The organism is Streptomyces sp. NPDC002926 (assembly GCF_053591755.1).
Window position 1 is genome coordinate 1 of the sequence record NZ_JBSFUK010000023.1, and the last position, 22,918, is coordinate 22,918.

General features: G+C 70.9%; 18 protein-coding genes and 1 pseudogene. 10 read left to right on the top strand and 9 right to left on the bottom strand.

The genetic code is table 11. The features are described from left to right. From ACWDZ6_RS26085 to ACWDZ6_RS26095, 3 genes and pseudogenes are all read right to left on the bottom strand, one after another. Nucleotides 1-774: pseudogene (locus tag ACWDZ6_RS26085) on the bottom strand (nickel transporter); the annotation flags it as partial. After that, nucleotides 771-2,420, bottom strand: a complete 1,650-nt coding sequence (locus tag ACWDZ6_RS26090) for a tetratricopeptide repeat protein (RefSeq protein WP_451504775.1) — start codon at nucleotides 2,418-2,420, stop codon at nucleotides 771-773. The gene ACWDZ6_RS26090 and the pseudogene ACWDZ6_RS26085, both read right to left, overlap by 4 nt. Before the next feature lie 52 nt (nucleotides 2,421-2,472). Next, nucleotides 2,473-4,002 (bottom strand): DUF4331 domain-containing protein, encoded by a 1,530-nt coding sequence (locus ACWDZ6_RS26095; RefSeq protein ID WP_451504776.1) that lies wholly within the window; start codon nucleotides 4,000-4,002, stop codon nucleotides 2,473-2,475. Nucleotides 4,003-4,262: 260 nt separating this feature from the next. On the opposite strand from ACWDZ6_RS26095, the gene ACWDZ6_RS26100 reads away from it, so the two are divergent. Continuing rightward, the gene (locus ACWDZ6_RS26100; protein WP_366734295.1) at nucleotides 4,263-4,526 is read left to right on the top strand and encodes a hypothetical protein; all 264 of its coding nucleotides are present in this window, start codon (nucleotides 4,263-4,265) and stop codon (nucleotides 4,524-4,526) included. A gap of 36 nt (nucleotides 4,527-4,562) precedes the next feature. On the opposite strand, the gene ACWDZ6_RS26105 is transcribed toward ACWDZ6_RS26100, so the two are convergent. The 4 genes from ACWDZ6_RS26105 to hmgA form a co-directional block, all read right to left on the bottom strand. Further along, complete coding sequence (locus ACWDZ6_RS26105; RefSeq protein ID WP_451504777.1) at nucleotides 4,563-5,759, bottom strand: CaiB/BaiF CoA transferase family protein; 1,197 nt, start codon at nucleotides 5,757-5,759, stop codon at nucleotides 4,563-4,565. Between the two features lie 58 nt (nucleotides 5,760-5,817). Further along, the gene (locus ACWDZ6_RS26110; protein WP_451504778.1) at nucleotides 5,818-6,987 is read right to left on the bottom strand and encodes a type ISP restriction/modification enzyme; all 1,170 of its coding nucleotides are present in this window, start codon (nucleotides 6,985-6,987) and stop codon (nucleotides 5,818-5,820) included. Between the two features lie 342 nt (nucleotides 6,988-7,329). Continuing rightward, nucleotides 7,330-8,082 carry a GntR family transcriptional regulator gene (locus ACWDZ6_RS26115; RefSeq protein WP_451504779.1) on the bottom strand — a complete coding sequence of 251 codons (753 nt, stop codon included), beginning with the start codon at nucleotides 8,080-8,082 and terminating at the stop codon, nucleotides 7,330-7,332. A 12-nt stretch (nucleotides 8,083-8,094) separates the two neighbouring features. Next, entirely contained in the window at nucleotides 8,095-9,447 is a 1,353-nt protein-coding gene (gene hmgA, locus ACWDZ6_RS26120; protein WP_451504780.1) for a homogentisate 1,2-dioxygenase, read from the bottom strand. 83 nt (nucleotides 9,448-9,530) lie between these two features. On the opposite strand from hmgA, the gene ACWDZ6_RS26125 reads away from it, so the two are divergent. Further along, nucleotides 9,531-10,157: a TetR family transcriptional regulator gene (locus tag ACWDZ6_RS26125; protein WP_451504823.1), complete on the top strand. Its 627-nt coding sequence runs from the start codon at nucleotides 9,531-9,533 to the stop codon at nucleotides 10,155-10,157. Here ACWDZ6_RS26125 and ACWDZ6_RS26130 read toward each other — a convergent pair. Further along, entirely contained in the window at nucleotides 10,154-10,294 is a 141-nt protein-coding gene (locus ACWDZ6_RS26130) for a hypothetical protein (protein ID WP_451504781.1), read from the bottom strand. The two genes, ACWDZ6_RS26125 and ACWDZ6_RS26130, sit on opposite strands and share 4 nt — an antisense overlap. A 122-nt stretch (nucleotides 10,295-10,416) precedes the next feature. On the opposite strand from ACWDZ6_RS26130, the gene ACWDZ6_RS26135 reads away from it, so the two are divergent. The 8 genes from ACWDZ6_RS26135 (at nucleotide 10,417) to ACWDZ6_RS26170 (ending at nucleotide 21,781) form a co-directional block, all read left to right on the top strand. Then, on the top strand, nucleotides 10,417-10,890 hold the full coding sequence (locus tag ACWDZ6_RS26135; protein ID WP_366734300.1) for a carboxymuconolactone decarboxylase family protein: 474 nt from the start codon (nucleotides 10,417-10,419) through the stop codon (nucleotides 10,888-10,890). Between the two features lie 229 nt (nucleotides 10,891-11,119). After that, a complete protein-coding gene (locus ACWDZ6_RS26140; RefSeq protein ID WP_451504782.1) occupies nucleotides 11,120-13,381 on the top strand; it encodes a molybdopterin oxidoreductase family protein in 2,262 nt (753 codons plus the stop codon). Nucleotides 13,382-13,501: 120 nt separating this feature from the next. Next, nucleotides 13,502-14,977, top strand: coding sequence for a CitMHS family transporter (locus tag ACWDZ6_RS26145; protein WP_451504783.1), 1,476 nt, complete (start codon nucleotides 13,502-13,504; stop codon nucleotides 14,975-14,977). 2 nt (nucleotides 14,978-14,979) lie between these two features. Further along, the gene (locus ACWDZ6_RS26150; RefSeq protein ID WP_451504784.1) at nucleotides 14,980-16,278 is read left to right on the top strand and encodes an MFS transporter; all 1,299 of its coding nucleotides are present in this window, start codon (nucleotides 14,980-14,982) and stop codon (nucleotides 16,276-16,278) included. Nucleotides 16,279-16,331: 53 nt separating this feature from the next. Beyond that, nucleotides 16,332-17,678: an ABC transporter ATP-binding protein gene (locus ACWDZ6_RS26155; RefSeq protein WP_451504785.1), complete on the top strand. Its 1,347-nt coding sequence runs from the start codon at nucleotides 16,332-16,334 to the stop codon at nucleotides 17,676-17,678. A 100-nt stretch (nucleotides 17,679-17,778) separates the two neighbouring features. Continuing rightward, entirely contained in the window at nucleotides 17,779-19,173 is a 1,395-nt protein-coding gene (locus tag ACWDZ6_RS26160; RefSeq protein WP_451504786.1) for an aldehyde dehydrogenase family protein, read from the top strand. A 19-nt stretch (nucleotides 19,174-19,192) separates the two neighbouring features. Then, nucleotides 19,193-20,272, top strand: coding sequence for a Zn-dependent alcohol dehydrogenase (locus tag ACWDZ6_RS26165; RefSeq protein ID WP_326648817.1), 1,080 nt, complete (start codon nucleotides 19,193-19,195; stop codon nucleotides 20,270-20,272). A gap of 183 nt (nucleotides 20,273-20,455) precedes the next feature. Further along, nucleotides 20,456-21,781, top strand: a complete 1,326-nt coding sequence (locus tag ACWDZ6_RS26170) for an MFS transporter (protein ID WP_451504787.1) — start codon at nucleotides 20,456-20,458, stop codon at nucleotides 21,779-21,781. A 128-nt stretch (nucleotides 21,782-21,909) separates the two neighbouring features. Here the strand turns inward: ACWDZ6_RS26170 and ACWDZ6_RS26175 are convergent, their stop codons facing one another. Further along, complete coding sequence (locus tag ACWDZ6_RS26175; protein WP_451504788.1) at nucleotides 21,910-22,917, bottom strand: DMT family transporter; 1,008 nt, start codon at nucleotides 22,915-22,917, stop codon at nucleotides 21,910-21,912. Nucleotide 22,918: the final 1 nt, after the last annotated feature.

Consider the following 22,918-nt stretch of genomic DNA (forward strand, 5'->3'; position numbering starts at 1 on the left):
CGTCGCCAGGGCCAGCGCGGCGAATCCGGCCGTCAGTTCGCGCCGGGACACCAGCCCGGTCAGCGCCTGCGTCCAGCGGTCCGCGCCGCGCGGCAGTACGGAGGCCGGAGCCACCGCATCCCCGGGCCGGTCCGCCACCGCCGGGGCGCCGCCCGGAGTGACCGAGAGCTCGGCCGCCCGCTGGTCCGGCGCAGAGGAGAGCTGGCCGTTCGGGTACACCGTGAGCCGCCGTGACGTTGTTGCCTTCGGTACGTCGGAGGAGGCGAGCGTCATCCGGTCCCCGCGGGCCGTGATCTCCCGCCAGCCCGGACCCTTGTCGCCGCCCGGCGCCCGGAAGACGATCGTCTGCTGCCCTTCCGGTAGTGCGGCCGTCAGCCGGCACTCGACCCGCATAGTCGGCAGCCCGGCCTGTCCCGGGCGTACTTCGGCGCTGCTCGCGCCGGGTGTGAGCGCGGCCGCGTGCCCCTCGACGGTGACATGGCCGTCCTGCGCCGCATCCTGGCAGCGGCCCCTGGCCCAGGCGGACAGTTCACCGGTGGACATCTTCCGGTCGCCGTCCCGGTCGATGGCGGAACGGGCCTGGGCGGCGGGTATCTCGGCCAGGTCCTCGACATGATCGACGCCCAGCAGCTTCGGGGCGACGAGGAGCCCGTCGTACCGGTTGACCGTGAAGTTGCCCAGGGGGTGCGCGGCGGCCGTCCCCGCGGGCAGCAGCGCAAGCGCCGCCCCGGCAATGAGGACCGCCGTGCCGGCGACGGTGGTACGCCTCCTCATGATGCCTCCAGTGCCTTCAGCGCGGCACGAGCCGCACGCGAACCGCTCGGTGAGAAGCCGGGGTTGACCTTCAGGGCGGCCGCGAGCGAGGTCCGGGCCGCCGCGGTCCGGCCGGCGGCGCGTTCGATCATGCCGCGGTGGTAGAGGAACACCGCGTTGCGGCAGCCGGGGGGCGCGGACTTCCCGATGTACGAAAGTGCCTCGGCGGAGCGGCCGTTCACCTGCAGCGCCCACGCCAGGGCGTCAGCGGTGTGCACGGTCTGCCGCTGCTTCCACTCGGCGCGTGCGGCGTGCAGCGCCTGGCTCCGGTCGCCGTGGTCCGCGAGAGCCAGGGCGGTGTCCAGATCGGTGTCCACGCCGTTGGCGCGGGCCAATTCGGTCCAGGTGCCGATCAGTTCGTACTGGGCCCGGGCCTCGGCCGTACGTCCCCGGGCCTCGTACACCTCACCGAGCGCCACCAGCTGTCCCGGCAGCGGCAGCCGCTCCACCACATCCTCGAGCCCGCGCTCGGCGCTCTTCGTGTCGCCCTGCGCGGCCTGGACACGGGCCCGGCCCTCCAGAGCGGGTAGATACGCCGGATCAGCGGCCAGCGCGGTCGCGAACCGGCGCAGCGCGGCGGCGTATGCGCCCTGGGTCCACTCCAGTTGGCCCAGAGCGGTGGCCACGTACGCGGTGTCGCCGGGGGAGACGGCCGAGTCCAGTGCCAGGCCGAGCACCCGGCGGGCGCCCGCGATGTCGCCGCGCAGCTCCAGTACGTACGCGTAGCGCGTGAAGACGGGGATACCGGGGCGGCGGCCGTCGGCCTCCTTCGCCGCCGCCAACGCCTTTGGATAGCTGCCCAGTTCGACAAGGGCGTCGATCCGGGAGGCGAGAGCCCGCTCGCTGAACGGATTGACCTTCAGCGCCGCTTCCGCGTCCCGCAGCGCGCCCCGGAAGTCGTGCCGCGCCGCCGCGAGCGCGGCGCGCCCGGCAAGCGCCGAGTCGTTGTCCTGCGGCTGGAGGGCGAGCGAGCGGGCGAGCGCCTTGGCGGCCTGCGGATACCGGGTCGGGTCGCCGCCGGTCCTGGCCTGCTCCACATAGGCGGTGGCCAGGGTCGCCCACCCCCGGGCGTCCTTGGGCTGGGCCCGCAGATGCGCCTGGAGGCCGGTGACCCCGTGCGCGAGGTCACCGGTACCGATCCGGTCGAACGGCGCGTCGGCCGCGGGCGCGGCGGTGCGGGTGGTCGGGGGCGCCTCGTCCGGCCGTCCGAAGGCGAGAGCGCCCGCGGTGAGCACGAGCGCGAGCGCCGCGGCGGGCAGGAGAACGCCCCGGACCCGCCCGGCGGCCCGGCCCGGGGGGCCCGCCCCAGGGCCGGCGGAGGTGCCGGCTTCACGATTTCCGTCGGAGCCGTCGGAGCCGTCGGAGAGCGCCGCCTCGGCACGCCCGCTCGGCGTCTCCGCGTCGAGCCCGGCCCGCGCCACGGGATCGAGCCCGGCCGGCGTCTCCGCGTCGAGCCCGGCCTGCACCACCGGGTCGAGCCCGGCCGGTTCCCCCGCCCCGCCGCGCCGGGTGAACCGGCCGGCGAGCCGGGCACCTACGCGCCCCGACGGGGCAGGATTGCCGGGGAGCGGCGGTGGCGCTCCTGCTCGCGCCCTGCGCAGGGACATCTGTCTGCCCTTTCCGTTCGTGGATCCGTCGAGGCGATGGGTGCCGGGCGGCTCAGCTGTACTGGTTGCGTCGCCGCATCCGCCACCAGGTGAGGCCCAGGCCGATCAGCAGTACTCCCGCACCCGCGGCGACCGCCGAGGCGATCAGCGTCGTGCTGGTGTCGCTGCTGGAGGCGGCCGCCCCTCCGGTGAGCAGGTTGCCCGCGGCGTCCTTGGTCCCGGCGCCCTTGGCCAGCGGGCCACGGGAGCCCGACGTCGGCAGTGCCAGGTACGGGAAGGAGTGGCCGAACTTCTGGTCGTTCGCGTCGACCGCGTCGCCCAAGTCGTTCTTCTGGCCGAGCAGTTCGCCCTCCACGGCCTGGAGCGCGATGTCCAGAACGTCGTCCGTCAGCCGCCGCCCGTTGGGGAATCCGGCGTTGTCTCCGTCCAGTACCCCAAGCCTCTTGGGCTCGGCCGTGGGCGGGATGGAGGTGTTGAGCCGCAGCGCCTCCGCCGGGCGGACGTGCGGCGGCTTGTTGAGCTTGTCGACGCCGGTCAGGAACACCGAGACCAGGTCGTTGCGCGGCTCGGCGGGGGCCTTGATCTTGTAGATGCCCTCGATCAGCTTCGGCAGCTCCGGCTGGGTGACGAACTGGAGGAAGTCACCGTCGTTCCACGGGTGGGACGCGTTGAACTTGTCCTTGGCCTTCACGGGTATGACGACCTCGTTGACCAGCGGCATACCGAGCCGGGACACCTGGGCCCAGTGACCGCTCGCGCTCTTGCGCTGGGTGGTCGTCCAGATGCCGACGATGGGCTGCTTCTCCGACTGCCGGATGTACGCGGTCGGTACCTGCAGTGCGAGGGAGTTGACGCTGTAGCCCTTGAGCGTGTCGTTGCCGACCTCGGTGAGGTTGGCTCCGTAGAGCAGGTCGAAGACGCGCAGGTCGGCGAAGAAGGGATCGTCCGCCTGACCCGCGAACGCCTTTGATCCGCCCGGGATTTCGCGCACGGCCTGGTCGCGCAGTTTCTGGTAGTCCGGCATGGAGGCCTTGCCCACGTTCGACGGTGCCACCGGCAGATCGTCGGCGATCTTCGTGGTGTGCATCACATGCTGGTTCTTCAGCCTCAGCAGTTCGATGTCGTACGTCTGCGTGATGTTGAGGTCCGGGTCGTCGAGTGACGTGACGGGACCGGTGTTGAAGAGGAACGTATTGCCGTTCTTGACGTGATCCTTGAAGGTCCACCGGTAGATCAGGTCGCCCTGGGCGTCGCCGTCACTGTCGATGTGGACGTCGTACTGGGCGTCGTCGGCGAACTTGAAGAAGTTCGGGCCGCCGGCCGGTTCCTGGAACGGCAGCACGTTGGCGACGAGCGTGGTGGTGTCCGGCTTGTCGGGGCTGACGAACGCGTACACGTCGGTGTTGTCGTACTGCGGCTGTCCGGAGATCAGCGGGGCCTCGCGGTGGCTGGAGGCCCGGGCGGTCCCGGGCTCCGCGCCGGTCAGGCCGGAGGCCACCAGGGCTCCGGTAGCCAGCGCCACGCAGGTGAGTGCGGCGAGCCTGTTGAACCCCCGCCGCCCGCTGCTGCTGATTGCGGTCATCGAATCCGTCCTTCGGGAGTGCTGGTCGTGCTTCGATGCCAGCCATTCGGTGCGGAGAGCCGTTCGGATTGGTCGCTGGGGAAGAAAGTTTTTTCGCTGACGAACTGTCCAACTCACCCTGGAATCAGGTGTATTCGGTGACTATTCGTCAACCTTCGTACAGGTGTGGTGAATCCCGTGGGCGGGATACACGAGTGTCCCGGCGGAGCGATAGGGTTAACCTGCCCGGGCCGGGTGCCCTCGTACGGGTGGGGAGTGACATGGAACAGATAACGGTGCGCAGCAGGCCGCGAGTGCCTGCGATCACGTGTGGGAGCAGTGCGACCAGCACGCGTCTCGACCGCCATCTCGCGGTGCTCGGCGGTCCCGCCGTCCCGCAGCACGAGTCGGCCGAGGCGACGTCGCTGATGCGTGAGCTCACCTCGCGTGACATCGCGCACACCCGCAAGAGCAAGAGCGCGCGGGTGTCGCTCTTCGCGCCGCTCCGGCGGCTGCGTCGCTCGCTCTTCGGCAGCCGCGGCTGAACCGACCACCAGGACGTCAGCTCGACGCGAACGCGCTCAGGCGATCACACCGTCCCGGCGCAGCGCCGCTGTAGCCTCATCCGTCATCCCCAGGGCCTTCAGCAGCGTGTCGGTGTGCTCGCCGAGTGCGGGAACCGCGCCCATTCGTGCCTCCGCCGTACCCGGCAGGGTGATCGGGGGCAACAGAGCCCGCAGCGGTCCGACCGGTGAATCCACTTCCCGCCAGCGGTCCCGCGCCGCGAGCTGGGGATGTACGGCCACATCCGTCACGCTGTTGAGCCGGGCACATGCGATGCCCGCCGCCTCCAGCCGGCCGATCGCCTCCTTGCTGCTCAGCCCCGCCAGGGCCCGGGCCACCACCGCATCCGTCCTCGCGCGGTTCGCCGTGCGGGCGGTATTGGTCGCGAAGGCCGGATCCTCGCCCAACTCGGGTCGCTCAAGGACCTGTTCGGCCAGTCGCCGCCACTCCCTGTCGTTCTGCACCGACAGCAGCACCTGTCCGCCGTCGGCCGTCGGATAGGCGTCGTACGGCGAAATGACGGCGTGCGCGACCCCGGTGCGCGCCGGGGCCTCACCTCCGTGCATCCCGTAGTTCAGCGGATGCCCCATCCACTCGGCCAGCGACTCCAGCATCGAGATCTCGACCGGACCGCCGCGGCCCGTGGTGGCCCGCCGCAGCAGCGCCGCGAGCACACCGGAGAACGCGTACATCGCCGCCGCGATGTCGGCCGCAGGAATGCCGGCCTTGACCGGCTGCTGCGCGGTCCCGGTCACCGACACCAGACCCGCCTCGCACTGCACGAGCATGTCGTACGCCCGCTTGTGCGCGTACGGGCCCTGGGCGCCGTAACCGGAGATGTCCACGGCGATCAGCCGCGGGTGCGCCGCGCACAGGGTGGCGGCGTCCAGACCGAGCCGCGCGGCCGCTCCCTGGGCGAGGTTCTGCACGAACACATCGGCGTCCGCGACGAGCCGACGCACGATATCGATGCCGCGCGGGTCCTTGAGGTCGACGGCGATGGACTCCTTGCCGCGGTTGCACCAGACGAAGTGCGAGGCGAGCCCGCGGGCGGCGGTGTCGTAGCCGCGCGCGAAGTCACCGCCGTCCGGACGTTCGATCTTGATGACGCGGGCGCCGAGATCCGCGAGCTGGCGGGTGGCGAAGGGCGCCGAGACGGCCTGTTCGACGGCGACGACCGTGATCCCGTCGAGCGGAAGGGGCTGATGGTTCATAACAGCCGTGCCTATCGTGTACGGGCCACCTTTGTCACCCCCTGGACACTCCACCCCCTCACAGCAGGGCGAACTGACCCTCCGGCCCTTCCTCGTGATGGTCGAGCACGGAGGCGGGCCGCCGAGCCGCGGCGGGCGGCGGCAGCACACTCCCGAGCTCCTCGCGCGTGATCTCCCTACCCACCTTCAACTCTTCTTTCCGTACCCGAAGTTCGCCCAGCAGCGCCAGCACGGTGATCAGCTCCAGCAGCTCGGAGGTCCACTCCTGCGGCCACGAGGCGGGCCGTATCGCCTCCAGCGTCCCCGCTTCGGCCTCGCCGGTCCGGCGCTCGAACCAGAGCTCCAGCACGCGTACGCCGGAGACCTCGAAATCCCAGGCTTCACGCGGCACGGGTGAGATGCGCCCGTCGCCGAGACTGAGCACCTCCTCCGCCGCGTCGTAGCCGATCGCATCGGGCCGGGCGGGCACGGCGGCACGGACATACGGCCTGCGCCCCCCGGGCAGCCGCGGCCGCGCTCCGCCACGGACCCCACGCAGCTGGATCTCCATGAGCCGCCGCCCCAGGTCCACACCGCTCAGCCACACCCCGGGATCGGCCGGCAGAGGCACCGCGCATCCGGCGGGCGACGATTCGGCGACGGCGAGAATCCAGGCGATGATCTCCTCGGCGTCGACCTCGCGCCCGTACGCGGTGCTCAGCGCGGACAGCAGCCCCGGCGCGAGATTGGGCTCGAGCCCACCGGGCCGGCGGTAGAGCGGCCGGATCCGCCCGGGCCTCCCGGCAGGCGATCGCCCGTCCGGCAACAGGGCGGACACCACCACCGGAGCCCCCGGCGCACCTGCCACGTACCCGGGCTCGACGACGAACACCTGCCGCTCGTCGGCGACTCGCCACAACTCGGGGCGAGCCATGTCGATCAGCCGGTGGTCGGGGATGAGCCACTGCTCGTCGAAGGGTCCGTGCAGCACCCGAACCGGTGTGGGACACCGCCCGTCCTCCCGGACGAATCTGCCAGTGCCGGTGGGCTGGCCGGGCAGCTGGCTGACGGCACTGTGCGGCGTACGCACCCGAGTGCACCCGAACAACGCGTCGCGCTCGCCGGCCCCGGCCCCCACGAGAACATCCCACCGCGCCCTGAGGGAGCCGGCGTCCGGGGCCATCACCCACTCGCGCCCCAGCCGCAACGGAGGCGCGCTCCAGGGCATCAGCTCATCGAGCATCGGCATGCGGACATCCTCCCCCTCACCATGGGCCCGTACCGCGGGGAATGGTAGTCGCGCCCGCGGGGGACGCGCAGGGGTCGTGCTCTGGACGTACAGCGTCGCAACTCGCGCGAATCACGGTGAGGAAAGCAGCCCAGGACACGAGCCCGGAGTCCCGCACCCGCGCCACCGCGACCGGGCCCGCCCGGAGTCCCGCAGCCGCGTCACGGCGGCCAGCCCGGAGCTGCCCGCACCCGTGCCCGGCGACCGGGCTGCCCCCAGGGACCAAAGACCCGCACCCGGGACCCTGCACCCCGAGACCCCGCCCCGCACCCCGGGTGCCCCGCACCACCGAGCCCCGAGAGATCAGTCCGCGTCCACCGTCACCGAGAACGAGAATCTGTCGCCGCGGTACCGGATCCGCGCCACATCCACCACCCGCCCGCCCTCGTCGTACGTCACCCCGGTGTAGTGCAGGATCGGGCTCAGCAACGGGACCTTCAACAGCTCCGCCGTCGGCGGATCCGCCAGCCGCGCCTCCACCGTGTCCGTGATCCTGCTGATCCGCACGCCCAGCACATCCCGCAGCACCTTCGTCATCGGCCAGCGCTCCAGGTCCGCGAGGTCGAGCCCCGCCGCCACATCCGGACGGACCGCGTTCTCCGCCCAGTTCGTCGGCTCACCGCTCTCCCCGTCGCAGCGCAGCCGCTTGTACAGCACGACTTCCGGCGTCTTGGGGAAGTACTCCGCGAGCTCGCCCGGCACCGGCTCCGGCCCGTGCCCCAGAATCGTCGTCCGCTCGCCCGACTGCTGGGCCACGATCGCGTCGATCGAGCCCAGCAGCCGCCTCGGCGCACCCCGCCACGCCCCCGGTTCGATGAAGGTGCCGCGCCGCCGGTGCCTGCTGATCAGCCCCTCCTCCTCCAGCTCCTTGAGGGCCTGGCGCATGGTCAGCACGCTGACGCCGTAGTGCGCGGCGAGCTGCTCCTCGGTGGGCAGCCGCAGTGACGCCTCGGGCGTTCGGCCGAGTATCGAGGCACGCAGCGACTGCGAGACCTGGTACCACAGCGGCAGCTTGCGGTTCAGGACCAGCGAGTCAGGGGCGAAGGAGGAGGTCACAGGGACTCCGTATCAGGACCGGCCGTGGTTTCCGGGGGAGTATCCCCCAGACCCCCAGTGGCGCTGGAGACCCTGCCACACGTTGTCGTAGTCCTCCTGCAGATGCCCCGCGCTCATCGCCTGTCCGGTCGCCGTCACCGGCCACCGCGTCTCGAACATGAACGCAAGCCCGTCGTCGATCTTCTGCGGCTTCAGGTCGGCAGCGCTGGCCCGGTCGAAGGTCTCACGATCCGGCCCGTGCGCGGACATCATGTTGTGGAGCGACCCGCCGCCCGGAACAAAGCCCTCCGCCTTGGCGTCGTACGCGCCCTCGATGAGCCCCATGTACTCGCTCATCACATTGCGGTGGAAGTACGGCGGCCGGAAGGTGTCCTCGCCGACCAGCCAGCGCGGCGCGAAGACCACGAAGTCGACGCCCGCGAGCCCAGGCGTGTCCGAAGGCGACGTCAGCACGGTGAAGATCGACGGATCCGGGTGGTCGTAGCTGATGGTGCCGAGCACATTGAAGCGCCGCAGATCGTAGACGTACGGGACATGGTTGCCGTGCCAGGCGACGACATCGAGCGGCGAGTGGTCGTACGTCGCGGCCCAGAGGTTCCCGCAGAACTTGTTGACCACCTCCACCGGCCGCTCCACCTCCTCGTACGCCGCCACCGGCGCGAGGAAGTCGCGGGCGTTGGCCAGCCCGTTCGCGCCGATCGGCCCCAGATCCGGCAGCTGGAACGGCTGCCCGTAGTTCTCGCAGACATATCCGCGCGCGCTCTCGTCCAGGAGCTCCACCCGGAAGCGGACCCCGCGGGGGATCAGCGCGATCTCGCCGGGCCGGGCGGCGAGCAGTCCGAGCTCCGTGCGGAGCAGCAGTCCGCCCCGCTCGGGGACGATCAGCAGCTCACCGTCCGCGTCGCTGAACACCCGGTCCGTCATGGCGGAGTTGGCGTGGTAGAGGTGTACGGCCATGCCGGTGCGCTGGGTCGCGTCGCCGTTGCCGCCGAGCGTCCACAGACCGGCCAGCCAGTCCGTACCCGGCGCGGGCTCCGGCAGCGGGTTCCAGCGCAGCCGGTTCGGGTCGGGCACGGACTCGGTGAAGGGCGCGCTGCGCAGCCGGCCGTTGTCGATGCGTACGAACGGCGGATGCGCCGCCGACGGGCGGATCCGGTACAGCCATGAGCGGCGGTTGTGGGCGCGCGGCTCGGTGAACGCCGAACCGCTCAGCTGCTCCGCGTAGAGCCCCAGCGGCGCGCGCTGCGGCGAATTGCGTCCGTGCGGCAGCGCGCCGGGCACAGCCTCGGAAGTGTGTTCATTGCCGAAGCCGGGGGAGTGGCCAAGACTCTCGGCCGTCTTCCGTGCCTGCTCGATGCCGCTCATCGTCCGCTCCCCGGTGCTGAAGGATTCCTATGCACAACCGTAGGATTGCAGGCCTGCCCCGTCAACGGGGACGGGGCGGCATGATGGACCGCGTGTCCCCAGCCCGCCCTGCCCCGCATCTCCGCCGTACGCCCGTGCAGCAGCGCAGCGCCGATCGGCTCGCCCGGATACTGGACGCCTGTGCCGAACTCCTCGACGAGACCGGCTACGAGGAGCTCTCCACCCGCGCGGTGGCCGTCAGGGCCGGGGTCCCCATCGGTTCCGTCTACCGTTTCTTCGGCAATAAACGCGCCCTCGCCGACGCCCTCGCCCACCGCAATCTGGACAGCTACGCCGAGCGCATCGGCGGCCGTCTCGCCTCACTCCCGTCGGCCGACTGGCGCGGTGTCCTCGATGTCGTACTCGACGAGTATCTGGAGATGAAGCGGACCGTCCCCGGTTTCGCACTGATCGACTTCGGCTACCAGATCCCCGTAGGAGCGCCCGCGTCCGGGGCGAACCACCAGGTCGCGGACCGTCTTGCCGAGCTGCTCGCCGGGCATCTGGGCCGCGGTGCCGACGACGAGCTGCGCCGGGCGGCCCTGGTCTCCGTCGAGGCGGCGGACGCGCTGTTGCAACTCGCCTTCCGGGTGGACCCGGCGGGGGACGAGGAGATCGTCGCGGAGACGCGGGAGCTGTTGCGCGCGTATCTCGCACGGGTCCTCGACTAGGCCGTTGCGCTCGGATCGCCGGGCGGGCCGGAACGGGCGGACCGGAAGAGGATTCCCGCGATGGGGAGCAGGGCCGCGAGACGCCTGCGGCCGTTGCGCGCGGGGGCGGTGACGCGGCAGGTCCTGAACGTCGTCATCGATGGTCGCTCCCGCGGCGCGGGGGGCGTTGGAGACGCACGTCACATTCGTTCATGTCACATCGTGCCGAGTCGTTTCCGTCCTGGGTGTGTAGCCACCGACAACGGCAGAGGAGCACACCATGGATGCCCGTTTGAACGTCTTCGGCAGCCCGACCGCCGGCAAGGTCCTGAAGCACATCATCTCGGCGGGCCAGGCGGTCTCGGCCTCGCCGCTGCCGACCGTGACGCAGGAGTTGGTGAAGATCCGCGCGAGTCAGATCAACGGCTGCGGATTCTGCACCGACATGCACACCAAGGAAGCCGTGGCCGCCGGTGAGACGTCGGTGCGCCTCAACCTGGTCGCGGCGTGGCGGGAGGCGACGGTCTTCACCGATGCCGAGCGCGCCGCGCTGGAGCTGGCGGAGCAGGGCACCCGCATCGCGGACGCGGCTCGTGGTGTCACGGACGAAGCCTGGGCGAATGCCGCCAAGCACTACGACGACGAGCAGCTCACCGCCCTGGTGTCCCTGATCGCCGTCATCAACGCCTTCAACCGGCTGAACGTCATCATCCGGCAGCCCGCCGGCGACTACCAGCCCGGCCAGTTCGGATAGCCCGGAGTACCTCGCCCGGGGGCCGGAGGCTGTCGCGCGCCGGCACCGGCCCCTGGGTGCGCCCGCCGGGAGGGCCCTTGCCACCCTGCCGCTTCCCGAAATGTGGGCAGGCGCCCCGCGCGCCCCGGCCCCGGTTTCGGGAAGACGGCGTGCACCCCTCCCCTCCGTGCATACCGGTCGGTATGCTCGGCCTGAACCGCGCGCCACCGCCGCCGCCCCGGGAGGGCCCATGTCCCGCACCAAAGCCGCCCAGACCGCACCGAGGGACGGCGTGCCCGCCGTGCCGCCCGGGGCGGCACGCACCGCGCTGCGCGTCTGTCCGCTCTGCGAAGCCACCTGCGGGCTGACCCTCACCATCGAGGGCACCCGTGTCACCGGTGCCCGCGGCGACCGCGACGACGTATTCAGCCACGGCTTCATCTGCCCCAAGGGCGCGTCCTTCGGGGAGCTCGACGGCGACCCCGACCGGCTGCGCACCCCTCTCGTGCGCAGGGACGGCGAGCTGAGGGAGGCGAGCTGGGAGGAGGCGTTCGACGAGGTCGCGGCCCGCATCAGGCCGCTGATCGAGGAGCACGGGCCGAACGCCGTGGGCGTCATCCTCGGCAACCCGAACGTCCACACCATGGCCGGCGCCCTCTATCCCCCGGTACTGCTCTCCTTGCTGCGCACCCGCAATCTCTTCACCGCCAGCACCCTGGACCAGATGCCCAAGCATGTCTCCAGCGGACTGCTCTTCGGCAACTCCATCGCCATCCCTGTCCCGGACCTGGACCGCACCGACCATCTGCTGCTCCTCGGCGCCAACCCCTTCGACTCCAACGGCAGCCTCTGCACCGCGGCCGACTTCCCGGGCAAGCTCAAGGCGCTCCGCAAGCGCGGCGGCACGCTGACCGTCGTCGACCCGCGCCGTACCCGCACCGCTCAGCTCGCCGACCGGCACGTCCCGATCCGGCCCGGCGCGGATGCCCTGCTGCTCGCCGCCCTCGCCCAGGTCCTCTTCGAGGAGAAGCTCACGGACCTCGGAACGCTGGCGGCGCAGATCGAGGGCGTCGACGAACTCCGCGAAGCCATAGGGGAGTTCACGCCGGAAGCCGTCGCCGCCGCTTGCGACATGGACGCGGAGGAGATCCGTACGATCGCCCGCGAGCTCGCCGCCGCGCCCACCGCCGCCGTATACGGCCGCGTCGGCAGCAGCACCGTCGAGTTCGGAACCCTCGCCAACTGGCTGGTCGACGTACTCAATGTGCTGACCGGAAACCTCGACCGCCCCGGCGGCGCGCTCTTCCCGCTCGCCGCCACCGACCGCGCGCCGCGCCCCGCCGCCCCCGGCAAGGGCTTTACGCTCGGGCGCTGGGCCAGCAGGGTCAGCCGCCACCCCGAGGCCAAGGGTGAACTGCCGATGGCGGCCCTCGCCGAGGAGATCGACACCCCCGGCGACGGGCGGATTCGCGCGGTCATCTGTATCGCCGCCAACCCGGTGCTCTCCGCCCCCGACGGCGACCGCCTCGACCGCGCGCTGGGCGGACTCGACTTCATGGTCAGCGTCGACCCGTATCTCAACGAGACGTCCCGGCACGCGGATGTGGTGCTGCCCCCGCCGCCGCCCTCCCAGAGCGCGCACTTCGACTTCTCCTTCAACAATTTCGCCGTACGCAACCAGGCGCGCTACAGCCCGGCGGTCGTCCCTCTGGAGGAGGGCAGGCTCGGCGAGTGCGAGATCCAGGCCCGACTGGTGCTCGCCGTGGCCGGCATGCACGGCGCCCACTCGTCCGCCGTCGACGACATGGTCATCGAGAGTTCGCTCACCAAGGCCGTCGCCGACCCCTACTCCCCGCTCCACGGCGAAGACCCCGGGGTTCTGGCCGGTCAGCTCTACGGCAGCACCGGACCCGAGCGGCGCCTGGACATGATGCTGCGCATGGGGCCGTACGACCTCGTCCTCGAGGATCTCCTCCGGAACCCGCACGGCGTCGACCTCGGCCCGCTGCAGCCCCGCCTCCCGCAGATCCTCAAGACCCGCAGTGGACGCGTCGAGCTGCTCCCCGAGCCCATCGCCGCCGATCTGCCGCGGCTGCGGCGCGCCCTGGACGAGCGGCCCGGCGCACTCGTCCTGGTCGGCCGCCGCCATCTGCGCTCCAACAACAGCTGGATGCACAACGTCGCCACGCTCAACGGCGGCTCCAACCGCTGCACCCTCCAGATCCACCCCACCGACGCGGCCCGGCTGGGACTCGAGGGCGGCGCCCCGGTCCGTATCAAGGCGGACGGAGGAGAGGTCGAGGCCCCGGTGGAGATCACCGACACGGTACGGACCGGAGTGGTGAGCCTGCCGCACGGCTGGGGACACGACCGGCCCGGCACCCGGATGTCGGTGGCTGCCTCGCGGCCCGGAGTCAATGTCAATCAGCTGCTCGACGGCTCCAGGCTCGACCCGCTGTCCGGCACCGCCGTGCTGAACGGCTTCCCCGTCGAACTGTCACCTCTGCGATGACCTGGGGTTTTGCTCGTATTGCTCACGCGTCAACATCTTGTTAACGGCGATTGGCGCGACCTAACGTCATCCGAACCGCCGCTCCGGTGGGAGTTCAAGGATGAACGTTAGGTGTCCCCAATGCTGACAATCCTCGGCTTCGCCATGATTGCGACCTTTCTGGTCCTGATCATGATGAAGAAGATGTCGCCGATCGCGTCGCTGGTCCTCATTCCCGCACTCTTCTGCGTACTCGTCGGAAAGGGCGCGCACCTCGGGGACTACGTCATCGAAGGCGTCGGCAATCTCGCCCCCACCGCGGCCATGCTGATGTTCGCGATCGTCTACTTCGGCGTCATGATCGACGTCGGCCTCTTCGACCCGATCGTCCGCGGCATCCTGCGCTTCTGCAAGGCGGACCCGCTGCGCATCGTGGTCGGTACGGCGGTGCTCGCCGCCATCGTCTCGCTGGACGGTGACGGCTCCACCACCTTCATGATCACCGTCTCGGCGATGTATCCGCTCTACAAGCGCCTCAAGATGAGCCTGGTCGTGATGACCGGTGTCGCCGCCACGGCGAACGGCGTGATGAACACCCTGCCCTGGGGCGGCCCCACCGCCCGTGCGGCGACCGCGCTGAAGGTCGACGCGGCCGACATCTTCGTCCCGATGATCCCGGCGCTCGGCGTCGGACTGCTCTTCGTCTTCGTCCTCGCCTATGTGCTGGGCCGACGGGAGCGCACGCGCCTCGGTGTCCTCACCCTCGACGACGTGCTCGAGACCGAGACCGCCGACGAGACCGTCTCCGAGACGGTGCTGGTCAATTCGGGCGGCGCCGGCAAGGGCACGAAGAAGAGCCTCACGGGTGGCGCCGGTACGGACGCCGACGCCGAGCCCGCGAAGGCCGACGGGGACGACGGCAAGGGCAGGGACGGCAAGGACGCAGACATCGGCAAGCACGGGGACGACGAGGGCTTCCAGGGACTCGACCCGAACCGCGCCACCCTCCGCCCCAAGCTCTACTGGTTCAACGCCGGGCTCACCGTCGTTCTCCTCGCCGCGATGATCATGGAGATTCTCCCCATCCCGGTGCTCTTCCTCCTCGGTGCGGCTCTCGCCCTCACGGTCAACTTCCCCACGATGGCCGACCAGAGGGCCCGGGTCGCCGCCCACGCCGAGAACGTCCTCAACGTGGCCGGCATGGTCTTCGCCGCCGCCGTCTTCACGGGCGTCCTCACCGGTACCGGCATGGTCAAGCACATGGCCGACTGGCTCGTCGGCGCCATCCCCGAGGGCATGGGCCCGCACATGGGCATCGTCACCGGTCTGCTGAGCCTCCCGCTCACCTACTTCATGTCGAACGACGGCTTCTACTTCGGTGTGCTGCCGGTCCTCGCCGAAGCGGGCTCCGCCCACGGTGTCTCCTCGCTGGAGATCGCCCGCGCGTCGCTGGTCGGCCAGGCCCTGCACATGTCGAGCCCGCTGGTCCCCGCCGTGTACGTGCTCGTCGGCATGGCCAAGGTCGAGTTCGGCGACCACACCAAGTTCACGGTCAAGTGGGCCGCGCTCACCTCTCTGGTGGTGCTCGGCGCCGGCGTCCTCTTCGGCATCATCTGATGGTGCCCGCTTCCGGGGAGCCCGGCAGGAGCTGGCTGCTGCGCCTCGTCATCGCCTTCGCCTTCGCGCAGGGCGCGGTGTCGATGGCGCGGCCGGCCGTCTCCTACCGGGCTCTTGCCCTGGGCGCGGACGAGCGCGCGATCGGTGTGATCGCGGGCGTGTACGCGCTGCTTCCCCTGTTCGCCGCCGTACCGCTGGGGCGCAGGACGGACCACGGGCGCTGTGCACCCCTGCTGCCCATCGGTGTTGTCCTGATCTCCGGCGGGTGTGCCCTCAGCGGTACGGCGGTCTCACTTACCTCGATGGCGGCCTGGAGCGGAGTGATGGGCCTCGGCCACCTCTGCTTCGTCATCGGCGCCCAGTCGATCGTCGCCCGCCAGTCGGCCCCGGACGAACAGGACCGCAATTTCGGCCACTTCACCATCGGCGCCTCGCTCGGCCAGCTGGCCGGACCGATCGCCGCCGGGTTCCTGGTCTCCGAGCAGGATGGCGCCATGGGCCGTACGAGCGCACTCGCCCTGGTCGTCTCGGCGGCCGTGGCCGCCGTCTCCCTCACCTCGCTCTGGCGCATCGAGCACAGCAGCACCGGCCGTGAGGCTCGCGCACCGCGGTCCAAGGTCCCCGTACACCGCATTCTGCGCACCCGCGGCGTACCCGCCGGGATCTTCATCAGCCTCGCCGTGCTCTCGGCCACCGACATCCTCACGGCCTATCTCCCGGTGATCGGCGAGCACCGCGGTATCGCCCCGGCCGCCATCGGTCTGCTGCTGAGCCTGCGCGCGGCCGCGACCGTCGCCTGCCGCCTTGTGATGACGCCGATGATCCGGCTGCTGGGCCGTACGGCGCTGATGACCGTGACCTGCCTGCTCGGTGGTCTCCTGTGCGCGGGCATTGCGCTGCCCGTCCCGGTGTGGGCGCTCGCGGTGATGCTCGCCGTCCTCGGCTTCTGTCTGGGCGTCGGTCAGCCGCTGTCGATGACGACGGTCGTCCAGGCCGCCCCGGCCCGGGCGCGCTCAACCGCACTCGCCCTGAGGCTGACCGGAAACCGCCTCGGCCAGGTCGCCGCTCCCGCTTCCGCGGGACTGGTCGCGGGCATCGCGGGCACGGCCGCGCCGTTCGTCATGCTGGGCACGCTCTTGCTGGTCGCGGCCGGATTGAGCGCCCGGCGGCCAACCCGCCCGGCGGCGGCCGGGGTTCGCGAGGGACGAGACCATGGCCGGGGTCGTCCCCCGGTGGCGGACGGCTCCGTACGAAGAGCCTGTCCCCAACCTTCGCGCGAATCATTCCCTGACCGGGAGTAGTCGGCTAGTTTCAGGCGTCTCAGTCGCTCCTCCTCTTCTCCTGGCGGAACCATATGAGTCGCGCCATTTCCCTGCACAGCGTCAGTAAGAGGTACGGACGGGCCACCCGTGCCGTCGACCGCTTCTCCCTGGAGATCGAGCCGGGGGAGTTCGTGGTGCTGCTCGGCCCCTCCGGCTGCGGCAAGTCGACCGTGCTGCGCATGATCGCGGGCCTCGAGGACATCACCGAGGGGGAGTTGCTGCTCGACGGCGAGTACGCCAACTACATCCCGCCCCGCGAACGCGCGATGGCCATGGTGTTCCAGAACTTCGCGCTGTACCCGAGCATGACGAACCGCGAGAACATCGGCTTCCCGCTGCGACTGGAGAACCCCCGCCTGGACACCGGCCCGCAGGTCGAGGCCACCGCCCGGATGCTCGGTATCGAGGACGTCCTCGACCGCTATCCCAGCCAGTTGTCCGGCGGCGAACGCCAGCGGGTCGCGATGGGCCGTGCCATCTCCCGGCGGCCGTCCGTCTTCCTGATGGACGAGCCGCTGTCCAATCTCGACGCCAAGCTGCGTAATCATCTGCGGGCCGAAATCGCGCAGCTCACCGCGGAGTTGGGGGTGACCACCGTCTATGTCACGCACGACCAGGCCGAGGCCATGTCGCTCGGCGACCGGGTCGCGGTGATGCGCGGTGGCGTGCTGCAGCAGGTGAGCACCCCGCGCGAGACCTATGCCCTGCCGGAGAATGTCTTCGTCGCCGCGTTCATCGGCACTCCGCGCATCAACCTCCTGCAGGCCGTCGTGTACGCGCCGCTGGACGGCCGTATGTCGATCGATCTGGGCAAGCAGCGGCTGCCGCTGCCCGAGCCCCTCAGCATCGACCACCAGCTGCTCCGTATCCAGCAGGGCCGGCAGATCATCGTGGGCCTGCGTTCCGAGGCGACCCGGATCGCTCCGCCGAGCCAGGCGCGCCCCGGCGAGGTGGCGCTGACCGGGATCGTCGAGCACATGGAGTACCAGGGGCACGAAGCGCTGGTGTACTTCAACACCGGCTCGCAGCCCGCCGTGGTCGCCGATCTGGAGTCGCCAAGGCCGCAGCCCACCCCGCGCCGCCGTCGCGGAAGAAGCGGCGGCCCGAGTGTGCTGACCCGGCTGAAGGAGCGTGCGGCCGCGCATGTCTCGGGTCCCGTCGTGGTGCTCGACGAGCCGGCGCCGGAGCCCGCGGCTCCGGTGTACGAGCGCCAAGCCGTATCCACGGGCGATCTGGTCGTCAGGACCGGTCCCGACGTCCGGCTGCGTACCGGCGCCCAGGTGCCTCTCCTCGTCGACCTCGCGCATCTCTACGTCTTCGACCACCAAGGACGACGGATCTGTCCCGCTCCCGCCGACCTCCTCGGGCTGGATGCCTGAAGCCCGCGCCGGTCTCCTCACCCCGGGTGCCCCTGGCGCCCAAAAACTAACACCGCTAGTTTGGGGTCCGGAAGACTACCGCAGGTTCTGGAGGAGTGCGATGAAGGCTCACGACGGCATGTATATCGGCGGCCAGTGGCGGCCGGCCGCCGGACCCGACACGATCGCGGTGGTCAATCCGGCGGACGAGCAGGTCATCGCCCATGTGCCGGCCGGCACGGCGGAGGATGTCGACGCCGCCGTACGCGCCGCCCGCGAGGCCTTCCCGGCCTGGGCCGCGACCCCTCCCGCCGAACGCGCGGCACGGATCGCGGCGCTGCGTGACGTGCTCGTGGCCCGCAAGGACGAGATCGCGGAGACGGTCACGGCCGAACTCGGCGCACCACTCGCCCTCTCGCAGACGGTGCATGCGGGAGTACCGGTCCTGGTCGCCGGCTCGTACGCGGAACTGGCCGCCTCGTACCCCTTCGAGGAGAAGATCGGCAACTCCACCGTGCTGCTGGAGCCGGTCGGCGTGGTCGGCGCCATCACCCCCTGGAACTACCCGTTGCACCAGGTCGTCGCCAAGGTGGCCCCGGCTCTCGCGGCGGGCTGCACGGTCGTACTCAAGCCCGCCGAGGACACCCCGCTGACCGCTCAGCTCTTCGCCGAGGCCGTGCACGAGGCCGGGCTGCCCGCCGGAGTGTTCAACCTGGTGACCGGCCTCGGCCCGGTCGCCGGCCAGGCACTCGCCGCGCACGAGGGTGTCGATCTGGTCTCCTTCACCGGCTCCACCGCGATCGGCAGGCAGATCGGCGCGACGGCCGGCGCAGCCGTCAAGCGGGTCGCGCTGGAGCTCGGCGGCAAGTCGGCCAATGTCATCCTGCCGAGCGCCGACCTGGCCAAGGCCGTCAGCGTCGGCATCGCCAATGTCATGTCCAACTCCGGCCAGACATGCAGCGCCTGGACCCGGATGCTGGTGCACAAGGACCAGTACGACGAGGCGGTCGCGCTCGCCGCAGCCGCGGTTGCCAAGTACGTGCCGGGCGAGCGGGTCGGCCCACTGGTCAACGCCAAGCAGCAGGAGCGCGTACGCGGCTATATCGAGAAGGGTGTCGCCGAGGGCGCCCGTCTGGTCGCGGGTGGCCCCGACGCCCCGCTCGAGACGGGCTACTACGTCAGCCCGACCGTCTTCGCCGATGTCACTGAGGACATGACCATCGCGCAGGAGGAGATCTTCGGCCCGGTGGTCTCCGTGCTCAAGTACCAGGACGAGGAGGACGCGCTCCGGATCGCCAACGGCACCGTCTACGGTCTCGCGGGCGCGGTCTGGGCCGGCGACGAGACGGAGGCCGTCGCCTTCGCGCGCCGGATGGACACCGGACAGGTCGACATCAACGGCGGCCGCTTCAACCCTCTCGCGCCGTTCGGCGGTTACAAGCAGTCCGGCGTCGGCCGCGAGCTCGGCCCGCACGGTCTGTCCGAGTATCTCCAGACCAAGTCCCTCCAGTTCTGAGCCGGGAGTCTCACGCATCATGGTCCGCGCCGCCGTACTGCCCGCCGTCGGCTCTCCGCTGGAGATCACCGACATCGAACTGCCCGAGCCGGGCCCCGGCAGGGTGAGGGTCCGCCTCGCCGCCGTCGGGGTCTGTCACTCCGATCTGTCCCTGTCCAACGGCACCATGCGCGTCCCCGTCCCGGCCGTCCTCGGTCATGAGGGCGCCGGCACGGTCGTTTCCGTCGGTGAAGGCGTCACCCATGTCGCCCCCGGCGACGGCGTGGTTCTCAACTGGGCGCCTTCGTGCGGGAGTTGCCACTACTGCGGGATCGGTGAGGTGTGGCTGTGCGCGGGCGCGCTGGCGGGCGCCGCAAGCGTCTACGCCCGTACCGCCGACGGCGTCGAACTCCACCCCGGCCTGAACGTCGCGGCCTTCGCCGAAGAGACCGTCGTCGCCGCGAACTGCGTTCTGCCGGTCCCGGACGGCGTCCCGCTCGCCGATGCCGCCCTGCTCGGCTGCGCGGTCCTCACCGGTTACGGCGCCGTCCATCACTCCGCCCGCGTCCGGCAGGGCGAGTCGGTGGTGGTCTTCGGCGTCGGCGGCGTCGGCATCGCCACCCTCCAGTCCGCCCGGATCGCAGGCGCATCGACCGTCATCGCGGTCGATGTCTCCCCGGAGAAGGAGTCGCTCGCCCGCCGGGCGGGCGCCACCGAGTACGTCATCGCCTCCGAGACCACAGCCAAGGAGATCCGTAAACTCACCGGCGGCCAGGGTGCGGACGTCGCCATCGAGTGTGTCGGCCGGGCCGCCACCATCCGCACCGCATGGGACTCCACCCGCCGCGGCGGCCGCACCACGGTCGTCGGCATCGGAGGCAAGGACCAGCAGGTCAGCTTTAACGCACTGGAGATCTTCCACTGGGGCCGTACGCTCTCCGGCTGCGTCTACGGCAACAGCGATCCGGCTCGTGACCTGCCCGTCCTCGCCGCACACATCCGCGCCGGGCGCCTCGACCTGAGCTCCATGATCACTGAGCGGATCGCGCTCGACGGCATCCCCGCCGCCTTCGACAACATGCTCGCCGGCAAGGGGGGCCGGGCCCTGGTCGTCTTCTAGATTCCGCTCCCGCAGCACCCCGGCCGCCCGTGTGCGGCCGGGGTGTCAGTGCTGCCCTCGACCTCCCGCCGACGAGTCATGCCCGAGCAAAAACTCCTGGTGCGCGAACCGTTGACCGCCATACCATCCGGTCGGTACGGTCCCCGCACTCCTCGTCCCCGCACCCATCGGAGTGTGCACAGCATGGACACGGCCGCACAGCTCACCGACAGCACCGCTCCAGCCCCCGCCGACCCGAACCGCCGCAGGGTGGCCACCGCCGCCGCCCTCGCCTCCGCCGTCGAGTGGTACGACTACTTCGTCTTCGGCATCGCCGCGGCTCTCGTCCTCGGCGACCTCTACTTCCCCTCCGGCAGCTCCTCGGCCGGTGTGCTCGCCGCCTTCGCCACCTTCGCGGTCGGCTTCCTCGCCCGGCCCATCGGCGGGATCATCGCGGGCCAGCTCGGCGACAAGCACGGCCGCAAGCCGATGCTCGTCGTCGCGCTGACCCTGATGGGCGTCGCCACCACCGGAATCGGCCTCCTTCCGACGTACGAGACGATCGGCGTAGCCGCCCCCGTGCTGCTCGTCCTGCTCCGCGTGGTCCAGGGCATCGCGGTCGGCGCCCAGTGGGGCGGCGCGATGCTGATGGCCACCGAGTACGCCCCGGAGGGCAAGCGCGGGCTGTACGGGAGCCTGGTCCAGCTCGGCGTCCCCATCGGAGTGGTGACCGCCAACACGGTCTTCCTGGTCGCCGGTGCCGTCACCAGTGACTCCGCCTTCGCCACCTGGGGATGGCGGGTCCCGTTCTTCGTCGGCTTCCTCGTCCTCGCCCTCGCCTGGTTCATCCACACCCGGGTCGAGGAGACGCCCGCATTCCGCGAGGCCGAGCAGGCCCTGGCCGCACAGGAGAAGAACGAGCCCCGCTCACCGCTCCGAACGATCCTGCGCAATCACCTCGGCACGGTCTTCCTGGCCGGCGGTTCCTTCGCGGTCAACACCGCCACCTTCTACATCATCATCACCGGCGTGCTCGACTACGCGACCCGCGAACTCGAGATGAAGCGCAGCGCCGTGCTCACCGTCTCGCTCTGCGTCAGCCTCACCCAGCTGGCGCTGATACCCGCGGCCGCGGCCCTCTCCGACCGCATCGGACGGCTGCGCATCTACGCCGCGGGTGCGGTCGGCCTGCTGGTCTGGGCGATCCCGATGTTCCTGCTGATCGACACCAAGTCGCTGCTCTGGCTGGGCGTCGGCACCTTCGTCACCAGCTGCTTCCTCAGCATCATGTACGGGCCGCAGGCGGCGCTGTTCGCCGAACTCTTCACCGCCGAGATGCGCTACACCGGAGCTTCGCTCGGCTACCAGATAGCCGCGGTCTTCGGCGGCGGCCTGGCTCCGTTCATGATGGTCCTGCTGCTGGAGGCGACCGGTACCTCGATGGCCGTCTCCGGCTACATCATCGGCCTGGCGGTGATCGCCCTCGTCTCGATCAAGATCCTGGCCTCACGGGCAGCCGCCCGGGATTGAGCCGGCACTCCGTTCCGTCCGTGAGACCTCGTGTACGGCCGACCCGCCCGCCCGGCGCGGCGGCCGTACACACTCACGAGCTCACGAGCCCCGGGGGCGGGAACGGCGTGGCTGCGGGAGCGCACGGCTCAGGTCCGACGGGACCCGGCACCGGACCCCGCCGGTCCGGAGTCCGCCGGTCCGGTCTCCGGCGTCCCGGCCCCGAACGCGGAGGCGTCGGCCCCCGCTCCCGCCACCGGCCGCCGCACCCGGCCCCGGGAGCGGGAGACGGCCACACCGGCCAGGCACAGGGCGCCTCCTGCCAGCGTCAGCCCGGCCGGCACCTCGTCCAGCGCCAGCCAGGACATCAGGACGACCAGCGCGGGGACTGCATACGTCGTCGCGCCCATCCGTCCCGCCGTCGTACGTGCCAGGGCATAGGCCCACGTCGTGAACGCCAGCGCGGTCGGGAACACCCCCAGATAGACCATGTTGAGCGTCGCCGTCACGGGCGCCCGGCTCGCCTCGTCGACCAGCTGCCCGACGAACGGCAGACAGGCCACCGCCCCGACCAGACACCCGAACGTCGTCACCTGCAGTGCGCTCGCACGGGCCAGCGCCGGCTTCTGGCCGACCACCCCGGCCGCGTACCCCACCGCCGCCAGCAGGCACAGCAGCACTCCCAGCGTGGATGCGCTGCCCTCGCCCGACATCGAGAGCCCGACGGTCACCGCTCCCGCGAACGACACCGCCATGCCGGCCAGCAGCCGTGGTGGCAGCGCCTCGCCCAGCAGCCGCGCGCCGAGCAGCGCGATGAGGATCGGCCCGATGTTCACGACCATCGCGGCCGTGCCCGCGTCGACCTGCTGCTCACCCCAGTTGAGCACCACCATGTAGACCCCGAACCAGAGCAGCCCCGAGACTGCGATCCCGGGCCAGGCGGCCCGCGGCGGCAGCCCCTCGCGCCGTATCAGCAGGAAGATGCCGAGTACGAGGGACCCGGCGAGCAGCCTTCCGAGGGCGAGTGCGCCGGGAGAGTACGCATCGCCCGCGCTGCGGATCGACACAAAGGCCGAGGCCCACAGCAGCACGGTGACGCCGGCCGCGGCCAGCGCTGGCCACTGCGGGCGGGGTGCGGGGTGCGCGGTGTTCGTCATG